The sequence below is a fragment of the Ignavibacteriales bacterium genome (genome assembly GCA_016700155.1).
Taxonomy (GTDB): Bacteria; Bacteroidota; Ignavibacteria; order Ignavibacteriales; family Ignavibacteriaceae.
This window is the reverse complement of record CP065001.1, coordinates 4,314,739-4,330,081: the sequence shown is the minus strand read 5'-3', so window position 1 is coordinate 4,330,081 and position 15,343 is coordinate 4,314,739. Positions and strand designations below refer to the sequence as shown.

Annotated in this window: 9 protein-coding genes; 6 read left to right on the top strand and 3 right to left on the bottom strand. The window is 37.1% G+C overall.

Annotated features, from left to right (window positions below; all coding sequences use genetic code 11):
* Position 1 precedes the first annotated feature (1 nt).
* From IPM56_18205 to IPM56_18190, 4 genes are all read left to right on the top strand, one after another.
* A complete protein-coding gene (locus IPM56_18205; protein ID QQS36144.1) occupies positions 2-544 on the top strand; it encodes an HNH endonuclease in 543 nt (180 codons plus the stop codon).
* Positions 545-561: 17 nt separating this feature from the next.
* Positions 562-1,215, top strand: coding sequence for a hypothetical protein (locus tag IPM56_18200; protein QQS36143.1), 654 nt, complete (start codon positions 562-564; stop codon positions 1,213-1,215).
* A 23-nt stretch (positions 1,216-1,238) separates the two neighbouring features.
* On the top strand, positions 1,239-1,895 hold the full coding sequence (locus IPM56_18195; GenBank protein ID QQS38353.1) for a pyridoxamine 5'-phosphate oxidase family protein: 657 nt from the start codon (positions 1,239-1,241) through the stop codon (positions 1,893-1,895).
* Between the two features lie 353 nt (positions 1,896-2,248).
* On the top strand, positions 2,249-4,138 hold the full coding sequence (locus IPM56_18190) for a T9SS type A sorting domain-containing protein (protein QQS36142.1): 1,890 nt from the start codon (positions 2,249-2,251) through the stop codon (positions 4,136-4,138).
* Between the two features lie 168 nt (positions 4,139-4,306).
* Here IPM56_18190 and IPM56_18185 read toward each other — a convergent pair whose 3' ends face one another.
* From IPM56_18185 to IPM56_18175, 3 genes are all read right to left on the bottom strand, one after another.
* A complete protein-coding gene (locus IPM56_18185) occupies positions 4,307-4,813 on the bottom strand; it encodes a hypothetical protein (protein ID QQS36141.1) in 507 nt (168 codons plus the stop codon).
* A 410-nt stretch (positions 4,814-5,223) separates the two neighbouring features.
* A complete protein-coding gene (locus IPM56_18180) occupies positions 5,224-6,450 on the bottom strand; it encodes a T9SS type A sorting domain-containing protein (GenBank protein ID QQS36140.1) in 1,227 nt (408 codons plus the stop codon).
* Positions 6,451-6,617: 167 nt separating this feature from the next.
* Positions 6,618-11,003, bottom strand: a complete 4,386-nt coding sequence (locus IPM56_18175; GenBank protein QQS36139.1) for a T9SS type A sorting domain-containing protein — start codon at positions 11,001-11,003, stop codon at positions 6,618-6,620.
* Positions 11,004-11,700: 697 nt separating this feature from the next.
* On the opposite strand from IPM56_18175, the gene IPM56_18170 reads away from it, so the two are divergent.
* Both IPM56_18170 and IPM56_18165 read left to right on the top strand, forming a co-directional pair.
* Positions 11,701-12,618: a helix-turn-helix transcriptional regulator gene (locus tag IPM56_18170; GenBank protein ID QQS36138.1), complete on the top strand. Its 918-nt coding sequence runs from the start codon at positions 11,701-11,703 to the stop codon at positions 12,616-12,618.
* 87 nt (positions 12,619-12,705) lie between these two features.
* A complete protein-coding gene (locus IPM56_18165) occupies positions 12,706-15,318 on the top strand; it encodes a T9SS type A sorting domain-containing protein (protein QQS36137.1) in 2,613 nt (870 codons plus the stop codon).
* Positions 15,319-15,343 lie beyond the last annotated feature (25 nt).

The following is a 15,343-nucleotide window of genomic DNA, read 5'->3' as shown; positions in this document are numbered from 1 at the left end:
GATGAAAAATAGAAGTAAGGAAACATACAGGGATCAGAGAAAGAAAGAAAAGATTGAGCTTTTCAAACATTTTAGACTTCGGCTCATTGAAGATTTATATAAAAATAAATTTTTTGCTTTGTTTAATCATCGGTGTTTCAAGTGTGGAATTAAAGAAAAGCCATTTCCAGAGACTGGAAACCCTCCAATTCTATGCATTGACCATCATATTCCTATGGTTTTGGGTGGGCATCTCATCGCAGGAAATTTAGTTGCACTCTGTCGAAGCTGTAATAATAAAAAGAAAGATAAGTCACCTGAAGAATTCTATACACAAAAAGAATTGGACAAACTAAAACCCATACTTGCGAAGCAGAAAAATATTTTTGACTTTGCTTTTGATTTGGACTATTGGTACCGAGACCGTAAAGGATATCTTCTTAGTCTTGGCTTGGATCCAAAACGAGATCATGAAAAACTTTGTAATGAAAATGATTGTGATTTTGTAGGTTTATCAACAAGTCGTTATGAGATCACCTTAGAAATAGATTCTCATGAAAAATAATAATTTGATTCAAGTAATTGGAACTCATACAGGATTATTTATCAAAAACTAAAAGTGCAGTTCAAAAGGTCTTTGAGGCATACGATTCTTATCTTGATTTAATAAGAATTCCACAAAGACCCGGATTTTTTTTCTTTGGTGATCCAGATTCGGAGGAAAATAGGAAGGCTTATGACAAATGGCGAATTGAAAATAAAGAAGTTTTGGAAGATCGTCATCGCCGTGATGATGAATATGTTTTTGAACTATTCGCTAAATCCACATTGGCTGGGACTATATTACAATTTGCTTGTACCGGTATAGAAATATTTTCAAAAAATAATCTTATTCCGGTGGGTTTTGAAAACATAATTAAACGGAATACAAAACCTATTAAATTTTGTATTGGAAGATTAATTGATGAAATACCTATTGGATTAATTATTTATGCAGGTAGAAATCAAGCAATGCATTTTGATGATAAAATTTTAAATGAACCAAGTAAAACTGTTTTCAACAAATTAGCCAACTGGTATAGTCCGACATTTAAAAAGTGGTTTGTTAATGATCACTATGACTTAGATAACGATTTGATAATTCATTATGCTGGAAATATTTTATACAAACTAGAATGGTCACAGTATATTGACTACGAGCAAGATATGTTAGAGATGCTGCAGAATAATAAATGATCAGATTTACTTTAATCTAAAAGATCAACCACTTGAAGCATAAACCAGGTAAAAAAATAAAAGTCAACCGCATACCGGAAAGAGGATTTTACGATTCTGAAACTATCAACAAAATTATTGATGAAGCTTTGTATTGCCACATCAGTTTTATTCAGGATGGACACCCGTTTATCATTCCGACCATTCACGCAAGAATGAACGATCATCTTGTTTTTCACGGCGCGAAAGCCAGCCGGCTTCTTGAGCAAATTTCCAGAGGAGAGGAAATAGCTGTTTCAGTTACAATTTTAGATGGACTTGTTCTTGCACGATCAGTTTTTCATCATTCAATGAACTACAGGTCTGTAGTGATTTTTGGTAAAGGCAATTTGATTAAAAATAAAAATGAAAAACTTAATGCTCTGGAAGCAATTACAAATCATATCATTCCAGGCAGATGGAATGATGCAAGAAAGCCAAGCGAAAAAGAACTTAATGCAACTTCAGTTGTTTCGCTTAAGATAGATGAAGCTTCAGCAAAAATAAGAACCGGCCCGCCAAAGGATGAAGAAGAGGATTATGATTTGCCGGTTTGGGCAGGTGTTATACCTTTTTCAAAAAAACTCGAGCCGCCGCAAGAGGATCCAAAACTTAAGCCGGGAATTCTTCTTCCGGATTACATCAAGAAACTTATCAAATAAAAAATGATAAGTTATTACTTAGTCTTATCACAAACTGAAATCAAACCGCAGAAAATTTCATCTGCGGTTTTTTAATTCCATTACATCAACGACTCATATTGCACGGCTTCTTGCGTTGGTTAGAAACACTCCAAAACAGTTTGTTTTTAAGATTTCATTTTTTATCTTAGAATCAATCTCAATTATTCTTCCACCATCTAAAAACAAATAATTTATGAACAGTACCAAATAATACGATATAAACTCTCATCACCCCTACTCGATATCTTATTCAAACAACTATTCATCAGAATTAAAATAAAGTTCGTAATAAGTTAGTTATAACTAAATAACCATAAATAAGGAGTAACTTTATGATAATTGATCGCCGTGTTCTAATTGCTCTTTTTATTTTCCTGCTTACAATATCCGTGAGCGCACAGAATTATGAAAAGAACACAAATGATGGGGCTGTAGTTGTTCAAAATAACAGAGAGAATGGGGATGGTACCTTAGCCCCAATTGTTCATGTTCAAAGAAGTGAAGAATTGAACAGAAGGATTAAAGAACTGACAGCACAATTCAATAAGGCGAGAGAAAATGATGACACGGAATTAATTAAACAGCTTAGTAAACAAATCGATGATCTCTTAGGACGTAATGCAGCTGAACCATTTTCAGATGCACAGCAAATTCCTTATTTAGAATCACCAATTCAAACGAATGCCAAGAGTGTGGCGGGAACCAGTGTAATTACTTCAGGAAATGTTCGGGCAATTGCAACTACAACTCAAAATACCGGAGGAAGGATTTGGGTAGCTACCTCCAATTACGGAAATGGTGTTACAGATACACTAAAAATACTCTACTCTGATAATAATGGAGATAGCTGGGTGTATTTCAAAGCAATTACTTTTCTGCAGGCTGGTATGGATTTTTTGGAAGATGATTTAGACATAGAAGTATTAAGGAACGGAAGCAGCTGGTGGGTATTTGTAACCGGTGGCTATATTCTAAGTGGTGAAAAGAGCGCCTTCTTTTACAGGACAAAGGACGATGGTACCGGCGGTAATTTTCAAAAATTGCCTCAAAGTTCCAGCACAGATCAGTATTGGGCAAGGGTTGTATCAGACTATCCCAAATACACAAGCACTGCCTTCGTTTATATTGTTGCAACAATGGACTCAGTTAACACCACGACAACCAAAGCTGTATATCTAAGAGCTTTTACTATTGAAAGTCCATATGCTGAAACCCCATCAGTTCGTAATTGCAACAGCGAACAGAACGGAAGTGGTTATGGGACATGGTGGTTAGGCGCACCATTAAATACAGTTACCCGGTCTGATGTCGCTTACTTTGATTCATTAGGCTCAGGGGATAGGATGATTACCAGTACTATCTTCTATACCGGTGGTTCGGCATCCCAAATTATTGATCTGACATATAGTGATAATTTTATGCGAGGAATACCTTATGTTAAGCAATTCCTTAGTCTTGGAGGTTTTAAGCATAGCACCCCAATTATGTCTTTCAATGGCGGCAATGACCAGTTAAAGGGTTGCATTGCAGCCCTCAGATACGAAGGCAGTGATGTAGATGCGGTTTATATAGCAACACACAATGGTGGAGCTTCCTGGCTTGATGGGTATCTCGATAATAATTACATTAACAATACGGCTTCGATGACTGATGTTATTGCAATAAAAGGAGTAGATGGAGAATTTAAATTTGGATGGATAAACACAAATACACCAAATCCTGAATTTCTTTATAGCACAGGAAATTTAAACAACACCGGCACAATGAGTTTGACTGTGGCGTATTCTATGTCCGGAGCCGGTGTATACCCGGATGGTGTTTATGGCGGCAGAGCAGGCTACAAACTTGGTGGAAGTGATAAATGCTTCGCTGTTTTTGCAGGACAGAATGGTTCCAATGCATACGGAGTTGGAGGATGTTTAACACCTGTATCTGTAGAAGACGATCAGTCCATACCAAACGAATATTCATTAGATCAAAATTACCCGAATCCTTTTAATCCTACAACTACAATAGAGTATTCAATTCCAGAAGCTTCTTTTGTAAATATAAAAGTTTACGACATGCTTGGACAGAAAATTGCTGAGCTAATAAACGAAGTGTCACAACAGGGTAATTATAAGGTGAACTTTGATGCAGCAAATCTACCGAGCGGAACTTATTTCTACAGGATTAAGACTGATAAATTTGTTGAAGTCCGTAAGATGATGTTAATGAAATAGTTTTTTAATTAATTCATTTAGAAAAAGACCACCTGATTAGGTGGTCTTTTTTTTCTTATTGCTTACTAACAGTACAATTAAATGCATATCTGAAATCATATCGGCGAGAGCATCATGCTGAATTTTAATATCAGACGTATAATTGGGGAGACAAACTTTGCCTCCCGTTTATTTAGTTTTCGATTCATCCTCACTTTTAATTTTTGAGTTAATTCTTTCTAATGCTTCAGATAAAAATTCCCTCTCTGATTTATTGAATGATCGGCTTAAAGCAAAAGTCATGTAATTTTTTGCTTTTTCTAAGTCGCCGGAAATCTCAGAAATCAATCCTTCGTTGTACTTTAACCTCGAAACATTAATTCCCTTAACCTTATATGAATACTTAATTAGCTTTTTTGCCCTAAGATATTCACCGACCTGAATTAATAAATCTGCGTACGAGTAATGGGTTTCCGTATGATTTATATCACCAGCCAGTGCCTTCTCGAAGTAAGCTTCTGCTTTACTGTAATTACCTAACTGGTACACGTTAAGTTTACCCAAAAGACAGTTTGCTCCGGCATGAGAATCATCATAGCTGATCGCGTAGTTAAGAGCTTCAATAACATTCTCTAAGTCATAGGGATAATAGTCCAGCGCTTTTAAATAATAAGTATCTGCCAGATTAGTTGACATTTTATTCTTTCTATGAAACAACGATTTTTAAATAATTATTTGAACTTTCTAAATTCATTTTAATCTCCTCTTCACCGGTATCCCGTATAATTGAACATACATTGCATACCTGTGCAAAAAAAGAAATTGTTTTGCTTAAAATTATTTCGGGTTAGATCCGCCCGGTTGAGCGGAAAGTCAGAGGTTAGTTCTAACTAAATATCCGCACAATACCGAACGATACGCGGGGCATATGTTTTATACAATTGAGCATTTTGTACCATCGTTCTTTATTGTTGAAAAATTGTATTACAAAAATGCTGAACAAAAAATTTAAAGTAAAGATGGGACATAGAATTAATTTACGTATAGAACTCTATTGGCTGATTAATATAAGTATGCCGCTGAATTGGGAGTGTTTCTATTATGATTCACTTAATCAAATTCATTTTTTTGATCTGCGAAAATTTCTCGCCGTTTACCCCCACTTCAATCTTATATAAATAGATTCCCGAAGAAAATGCGTCAGCATTGAAATCAATTTCATGTTTACCTGCTTCAAAAAACTGATTTGTAAGTGTAGTTATCTTTCCTCCAAGAACCGAGTAAATATTTATATTCACAAATTCTTCTTTGGCAAGATTAAAACTAATTTTAGTTGAAGGGTTAAATGGATTGGGATAATTCTGGTAAAGCGCGTAATCAATACTTATAGCACTTATATCAACTTCAATTTCATTTGAGTATTCATACTTTCCGTCGGTATCAATTTGTTTTAACCTGTAAATAAGTTTATCCGATTTTGGATAATCGATATCGACGAATGAATAATAGTGAGGACTATTGCTGTTGCCGTTTCCATCAACAAACCCGATAGATTGCCAACCGGCGCCTGTTCCGGCACTGATGGTTCTCTCAATTTCAAAACCATAATTATTCGTTTCGGTATTCGTCTTCCAATCAAGAATTATTTTGTTATCATAAACTTTTGCGGTGAATGAGACTAATTCGACTGGCAATTCCCCCGTAAAAATATTTTCAGTTAGTATTTTTCCAAATCCGTTATAGGTGCTGAAAACTCCATTTTGAGAGGACGATTCCCTTGCAACAATTCTTGCTGAATCGAAACTGCAATGCAACATATTAGCAATGAATGTCAGCTGCCCCGCAATATATCCGTTTGAATAACTTGATTGATTGTCCGTTGTAATGGGATCGATAGAAAAAAATTCAAGTTTATACCCGGTTACATTTGATGTAACACCCGCGCCGGTAACGACAACGGGAGAATTCACTACATCGCCTGAAAATGTTTGAACGAATGAATTACTTCCTGAAGGCATAACTAACTTTATATCCGGATAATATGGCGCAAGCTGTAAGCCAGTAACAAGCCCGGTCGTTGAGCGGATGATTAGATCGTAATCATTGAGAGCAGCATAGTTGAAGCTTGTTTGTAATGTGCCGGAGTATAAAAGGACTTCGCCTGTAAACTGTGAGTTGTTATAACTTGAATAGCCGAGATGAAAAGCATTTTTAACATCAAGATCATGCTGACCGCCGTAACCGGAAACGATCACTTTATTAATTTGTTGCGCAACATTTATTTGTACTGCAACAAAAATAATAAAGAGCATAAAGCAATGACTTATCTTCATCTGATTTTCTCCCCTATTACAGATGGTTAGGTAACAACTATTCAGTTATGTGTTAAAAACGGTAACTCCTTTGTTGGATTATCGGAAGAATAAATGGAATTTAAAGAGGTATAAAAAAAAGCCGTCTTGCGGACGGCTTTTGGGTAAAAATATGAATTAGTTGAGCATTATTTGACAATGAGCAATTTTTTAGTGTCAGTAAATCCCTTTGCCTGAATTCTATAAAAGTAAGTGCCGCTTGCTAAGTTTGCTGCGTTGAAATCCACTTCATAATTGCCAGCACTATGCTTTGATGAAACGAGCGATTTAATTTCTTTTCCAAGAATATCATACAGTTTAATCGTTACATCAGCTTCTGTCGGAATACTGTATTTAATCTTCGTTGTCGGATTAAACGGATTAGGATAGTTTTGATATAATGCAAACTCAACAGGAATTACTGTAACTTCAACAACATCTGAATAATGATACTGACCGTCATTGTCGATTTGTTTCAGCCTGTATTCAAATGAAGAACCGCCCTTAGGATTTACATCGGTAAAAGAGTAATCCTTTGGTGAATTTGAATTTCCATTACCGGTAACAAACCCGATTTTTTCCCAACCGGATTTTGAAGTCTGCCTTGACACTGACCTTTCAACTTCAAACCCGTAATTATTAGTTTCAGTTTTTGTTTGCCAGTTTAATATAACTTTATCATCAACAATATCTGCACTGAACGAGGTCAGCTCTACTGGCAATTCCTGATCTGTACTGAATGACCAGATTGGTCCTGTTGTGGTAAAATTATTTTCATTGGTTATAGTCACATACCACTGATATGTTTCACCGCCGAGCAAACCATTCCATGTGTATGTTGCGTTTGAATTGTTTGGAATGGTAACAGATCCAAGTTCAACAAACGGGGCATCGCCAATCCCGCTCATTGTGTAAGGCAAACTGAACTGACTATCACCATCTTCTTCAAATTGATTTAAATATGGCGAATAAGTTTTAACATTTATCAGGTTTGCTGATGGATCAAATTCCATGATCCTCAACCAGCCATTGCCACCGTTTGTTCTGCTTTGATAATCCGACAAAAGACTGTGAATTGTATTTCCTTCATAAGTGTCGGTTCTTCTTCCTTCACCGGGAACGTGACCGGATAACATTAAGAATACATTCGGATTATCTCTGAAAGCATTATACAGTGCCTGTCCTTGAGTACTGAAACTGCCGGGGTTGCCGGTATTAATTATCCAATGACTGACTATAATTGCACGGCGGTCACTGTAAGTTTGCAACAAGTTTTCTGCCCAGGTTATTATTGCTGCGTCAGGACTTGTGTCATATTCAAAGTGAATGACAATAAAATCCATTCCGTTAACACTGAACAAATCAAAGTGGTTATCATTATTGGAACCGTAATTGCCTCCGTAATAACCGCGACTGCTAAATCTGTTTGAACCAAAGTATTGGTTATAAAAATTTGTGGTACCATCAGCATCACCGTTTGCTGTCTGGTCATGATTTCCAACAGCTAATCCATATGGTAATCCATCAGGTAAATTTGTTGTAACGGGATTTTCTATTATATCCATTGCATTATCAAGTACCTGCCAGGGGGCTTCAATCAAATCTCCATCATCAACACAATCTCCAAGTCCGGCTGCATAAACGATATTCAGTGCATCTTTATTATTAACAACCCACTGAGTTTGACTATTGAGTATCGCAGCCGAGCCGCCATTTTTCAACGATGTATAATACTGTGTATCCGGAAAACCAATGAGTGTAAATTTCTCACTTGGTTCAACCATTCTTCCATAAAATTTAACAGTAAGATTAGTTGAGCTGTTATCACTTGCAACAACTTCCAGTTGAGGGAACTGATTAATGTCTGTTTGTCCGTTTGTTGGATATACAAGTGTGGGAACAAATGGAAAGATTGAAGCATTAAAAGGAGCTCCCGAAACCCATTCATAATTTAAATTAGTTACGACACCGTTGAACGATGTTCCCGCGGAACCATTTGCCGAAGTTCCTGTTCCTTCATCAAGTGCCCATCTTGCCAATAATCCCGGCTGTGAAATATCTAATTTTGAATTAATTGTTGATTGAATTTCATTTTGTGTTCGGGCGTAATTCCATATTCTGACTTCATCCATCGTTCCATTAAAAAATCCCTGTGCAACATCAGTTGATCGAAGAGAACTTCCGATTGCTAAATTACAAGTTGTTGCCGATGCAACCGGTTGACCGACTGCAAGGGAGTTTTCTAGATTACCATCAAGATATAATCGTAATGTAGTTCCGTCATATGTAACCGCCGCGTGATACCATACATTATTTGCTATCGGCGTTACTCCAAGTATCGGATGATTCAAACTAACCGAAGTCCCTCCGGCACCTTCCTCAAAATCAGCCGCAATAACATTTGTTGCGGCTTTAATACATAGAAAATAATTTATATCAAGATTTGAGGATTCACTTTCAGATGTTCCTTTGGTTATTAATGGAATAGCATCTGGTATACCGCCTGTTCCGCTTGTAACTGAAATGCCATCTCCATCTTTCTTAAACCACGTTTCAAGTGTAAAATTTTCAATTGCTAATCCGCCGCCGTCAGTTACTTTTATATATGAATCGACACCATCAAACCGAATTGCATTATTTGCTTCTGCAGGTGTGGTCGCATTTGCAGTATTACTGTAGTCTGAGAATAAACTGCTTCTGTATGCTCTTACCCTGTAATAAAAAGTTGTATTTAATAAGAGGTTCGCATCAACAAAAGTAGTTGTATTTGCTGCTACTGTTGTTAAAGGTAGAAATGGTCCGCTTTCACCAACAATTGATCGTTCAATTGCAAAGCCTTGCTCGTTGGTGGAGCTATCTGTCCAGTTAAGTTCAATCTGATTTCCAATCCCTGCGGTGGCACTTAAACCTGTTGGTGCTTCAGGAGCCGTAAAACTGATATTAAACGGGGCGCCAAAAACCCAGTTATATCCTGATGATTGAATTGTTCCATTAAAAATTGTTCCTGCCGAACCGTTTACTGTTGTTCCCAATCCTTCATCAAGTGACCAGCAAGCTAAAAGATTCGCCTGCGGAGTTGTGATTTCATTATTCAGATTTGATTGAATCTCAGATTCAGTTTTTGCATAGTTCCAGATACGAACTTCATCCAGCACTCCTGCAAAATAACCTCCGCTTGGTGAAGAATTTGTTCCATCTGATTTTAACATTGTACCAAGCGCCGAGTGTTGAGTTGTATTTCCCTGCGGCCATACAGCAGTTCCTAAAGATTGGCTGGCTTCAAGTAAACCATTCAGGTATAACCTGTACTCACCGTTTGAATCAAATGTAACAGCGGCATGATACCACACATCATTTTGTAAAACTGTCGTGCCGGTTAAAGGATGATTCAAACCAGGAGATTCCGATCCGGTTCCTTCTTCAAAATCGGCTGCGATAACATTCGTTGTTGAATAAATTCCGAGAATATAATTAGCATCCACAGCGCTGCCATCAGTTTCTGGAGCTCCTTTTGCAACGAGAGGAATCATACTAATTCCATTTGTTCCTGTTGATACTCCCGCACCTGTTCCTGTTCGTTTAAACCATGTTTCAACTGTAAATGTTTGTGTTGCCAATCCAGGAGCTAAACCAAAATTTACAAAGTTACCTGTTCCATTAAGTTGAAGTGCCCAGGGTTCGTTCGGGAAAGTTTGTCCGGCTACCCATGTTGGTCCATTTGTTAAAGTTCCGTTTGGACTACTGGCAACAGAGTTTGTTGCTGAAATTCCTGAGCCGTCATTCAATCCCCACCTTCCGATTAATCCTGAACCTGAATTAATTTCCTGTGACATTCCTGATCTGATCTCAGATAATGTTAATGCTCTGTTCCAGATTCTTGCTTCATCAATTCGTCCGGCAAAAAATCCGGCAGCGAGTCCAGAAGAGTTCATAGCTGTTCCTATTCCGGCATGCTGCGTACTTAAATACTGCGGAAATCTGGTTCCCGCTGCAAGAATTGTATCTTTCTCTAAGTTTCCATTAAGGTATAAACACCAACGACGACTTGTTACATCATAAGTTGCAGCAGCATGATACCAAATGTTATTTACAATCGGAGTCACACCACCAACTGGATGATTTAGTCCAGGACTATTTGAACCTGTACCCTCCTCAAAATCAGCAACTAAAACATTTGCAGCATAAGGATAACCCGAAGTGGGTTCATTGATTCCCAGAAAATAATTCGCATCAACTACACTGTTATCTGATTCGCCACGCCCTTTAGTTACTAACGGATAAGCTCGAATACCCCCTGTTGCTCCTGTTCCTCCTGTAGTTGTTACAGAGCCTGTGCCGGTTCTCTGAAACCAGCATTCAACAGTAAAGGATTGCGCACCAAGCGTATTGGTTGCCTGACCAAATGTTACATAATCATTTGTGCCATCAAACTGAACAGCGGTTTGTGAAAAGGTATCTGAAGACAAAAGCAATAAAACTGTAATTGCAGCGGTCTTCATCAGCCTTGTGAAATTGTTATTTATATCTTTGAACATTTTTCCTCCTCCCACAGAAAACAACATTGCTGTCTCCGAGGATTATTTGTTATTGAATTATTGTATGAGATGAATCTTGATTTGATATTACGGGCGGAAATAATCCCGGGTATTCTTCCGGTTGATTTTTGATTTAAATATTTTGCGGAAGCTGATGAATAAATATATTCTACAGCATTAAGAAAAAGCGGAGTAAAACACTTTCGAAACATATCTCCCCCCTCAATAGGAAATATTAGCAATACAAATCACCTATACTGATTGGTGATTACAGGAATTGATTAATTTGTTTGTGTGACTCTTGCTGATGCAGATACTTGTCCCTCAATCTGCATCGTATACTAAACTTAACTTATAATAAAGTTTTTTGACTATCAATAATTTTTTTAATAACACCACGGAACAATTTCAGTGCCTTACCTGAAAATGAATATGAGTAAATGAATTTTAGTAAAATTCACTTGAACAACTATCAACAATTAACAGCAGGCAAGCAAGGGTTGTATCAGAATAAACTTCCATTAAGTATATATTCTGATTTTGATAAATGATAGTCACTATGATTAGAGTAAGAAGCGCCTATTAACCTTCATTTGAACCTGCTGTCATCTTAAAATTAAACTACAAATTTTTCCCTATGTTTTAGAACATTGTTTATTTAGCTTGCGACCAATCCAATCACAGATCGTTTAACCAATTGATCAATACAAGCAGTAAATATTTTTTTCATCTTACTGATGAAAGTCTTGGCTCAACAAGAATAAAACGAAATCAAAATTTTATTTCTCTTTCTGAATTGAAGGCAGCTTACTTTCCAAATGTTGTCAATAGTTATTCAATCAAGCTTAGCCTTGCAGGAACAGAATATTACAAGATCAATAAAAAAGAATTCGCTGTTCCTGAAATGAAGTATCTTACTGCTACTACACCTTGTGATAGTCTTGGTTATTTTGAATCAAAGACAATCGTAAAGGGATTGTGTATTGATATCGACATAAGTCTTATAAACCAGGCTTACCAGGTGCTTTCATCCGGGGGTGTTATAAATCTTGATGACACCTTACCGGGTTATTTCAATTCAAAAAATTTTTTTAGCAGTGTTTATCCGGTTGGCAGCACTGAGCTTGGAAGAAAACTGATTGACATTAATTCAAAAATAATCAGTAAAAGTTTTAACCCGGCATTTATTGATGAAGAATTTTTTTTACAGCTCGCTGAACTTGCAGCATTACATGAATTTGAAAACCTTAACCGTCTGAATTCACTTTCATCTATAAAATTTTCGACAAAAAAAGAAATACTTAAACGACTGCTCACAGGAAAAGATTTTATTGACGGCAATTTCCGAAAGTCAATTGACATAAAACAAATCGCCGCACAATGCTGCCTTTCTGAGTTTCACTTTTTCAGATCATTTAAAGAAGTGTTCGGAACCTCACCGCATAATTACATTTTGAATCGCCGTTTGAATGAAGCAAAAGAACTGTTAAATGAACAGAATTATTCAATCGGTGAAATAGCGCACATCTGCGGTTTTGCAGATATTCATTCATTCAGCAAGTCATTCAAAAAAAATACCGGTATTTCGCCCACCAAATTTCTGACGAAAAATTAGCAGGTTTTGACAAAGATTGTTCTTCATCGAAAATTAGATTCATTCTAAAAAATTTCCGGTAGAAAATTTTTTTCATCGAGGTGTAAAATGAATCGTCATTTACTAGTTGCTTTATCATTCTCATTACTTTACTCCATGGTTCTATACAGCCAGGATTGTGATTCCATCCAATCATTAAATGCTGTTGAACATGTTTTTGAGCAATGGGATCAATACTATTATGATAATTATTTTTCACAGAACCGAGATCTGAAAGGCTCAGGTTATAAACAGTTTGTAAGAGAAAAATCAGAGTTCCAGATAAACAAAGCTGTTAATTTTTCGGAGAGGGAACAGTACCGCTGGGATGTTTTTCAGGAATCAAATCTCAATTATCTCTCACAGAGTGAAAAGCAATTGGTATCGGAGTGGATAAACCTCGGACCAAATACAATTGATCTTCACAGCGGCAGAATGACCTGTCATGCTTTTGATCCTGTTAACCCCGATATACTTTGGGCAGGTTCGGCAATGGGCGGAATATGGCGGACCACAAACGGCGGAGAACTTTGGGAACCGATGACAGATGAACTTCCGTCAATGATTATTTCTGATCTCGAAGTTTGTCCGCTTGACGGGAATATTATTCTCGCAGGAACAGGCAACGACAGATTTTTATCTATAACTATGGGTCCGGGCGTGGGTGTTTTAAAATCTACAGATAACGGAGAAACATGGTACCAGACAAATTTTAATTACTCTCTTGGTCAAAACATTTCAGTATTGAAACTAGTCTGGAAACCTGGAAGCGCTGATTCAGTTTATATGGCAGCAAGCAACGGGATCTGGCTTTCCACAGATGCCGGGGAAACATGGTCAATATTAAGAAGCGGACGAGCTTCGGCGCTTGTGATTGATCAGACGAGAACAAATAATTTGTATTCAATAATAAGAGCTGAGGGAGTTTTTAAATCTACGGATTCAGGAATTACCTGGAACATTTTAACAAACGGAATTCCTCAAAGCAGTGCAATCGGATTTTCATCACTTGCAATTTCAATTTCTAATCCTGAAATACTTTTGGCGTCTTTATCTGATGCGAATAATTTTGGTTCCATTGGATTATATAAAACAACTGATGGCGGTGATTCATGGAATCAAATAACCACGGCACCAAAAGCATTGTGCGCACCTTATGATACAACAAGCTGCTATGGCTGGTTTGTGAACGTGGTTGGAATTAATCCATTCAGTCCTGAGATAATTCATTATGGAGGGATAACAAACTGGAGATCAACTAATGGCGGAACAAACTGGACGCAAGTAGATGTATATAATGCGCCGACCGCAAATTATCCCGGCAGAACTTATGTCGATCAGTGGGATATCGGTTTTCCTCCGGCAGATTCAAACACTGTTTATGCTTTTAATGATGGAGGAGTTCAGAAGTCAACTAACAAAGGTGCTGAGTGGAATAAAATGAATAACGGTTTAGTGACAGCATTGATACATAGAATAGCAAGTTCACCAACCGATACAAATTTAATTATAGGCGGATTCCAGGATCACGGACTTCAAAAATTAATTAACACTAACGGAAATACTAAATGGACAAGATGGTCAGATAATGACGGAACGAATGTCATCATCGATCCTAATAACAATAACATCTTTTACGGAGATTATTTTGTTGGACATCATAGGAAAAGTTCAAATGGCGGCGCTTCACCAACTTCAACCTTTCCAATTAATAACGGGATAACAGAAAGCGGAGTTCTTATTGCGCCTCTTGTTATGCATCCTACAATATCAACAACATTGTTTACTGCAAGTACCGCAAAGATCTATAAGACCACAAACGGTGGAAATCTCTGGACTCCGGTAGCTGATATTCCAAATGTAAATACGCTGGCAGTTGATCAAATTAATCCTGATATAATTTATGCACATGCTTATACAAATACTTCGTGGTCTGTCTGGAGATCAACAAATGGTGGAACTGATTGGATGAGTTTGAATAATTCATCAAGACCAAGTTGGAGAGTTACTGATCTTGAAGTTGATCCGGGTGTTTCCGGAACATTGTATGCAACACGTAACAGTGCTTCATTAAACCAGGATCATATTAAAAAGTCGACTGACTTTGGAGAAACCTGGACCAACATCACAAACAATTTGCCGGATATTTTTGTTTACGCTATAACCATCAGTCCTTATAACAGCAGCCATATTTATCTTGCAACAGAACTTGGTGTTTATGCATCTACTAACGGAGGCGATGAATGGTTTCCGTTTAATGAAGGTTTGCCGATTGTAAGAACTTATGATATTCATTACCATCCTTTGGACAGAACAATAAGAATTGCAACCATCGGAAGAGGCGCCTGGAAAACAAAAGCAATTGATTCTGCAACAGATATTGTTGATGACTTCACTGAACTTCCCGGAGAGTTTAGGTTATATCAGAATTATCCGAATCCATTCAACCCTTCAACTCAAATAAAATTTGACTTGCAAAAAGACAGCAGGTTAAAGATTTATATCTATGATGAAACCGGACAGAAAATCGAAACTCTGTTCGATGGTTACAAACCAGCGGGTACACATACATTTAACTGGAATGCTGAACACGATAAAAGACAATTAGCATCGGGAATTTATTTTCTGAGATTTGTCGCAAATAATTTTGCTCAGACGATAAAGATGATTTATCTAAAATAAAATTTGATCAGCTATTTCATTCATC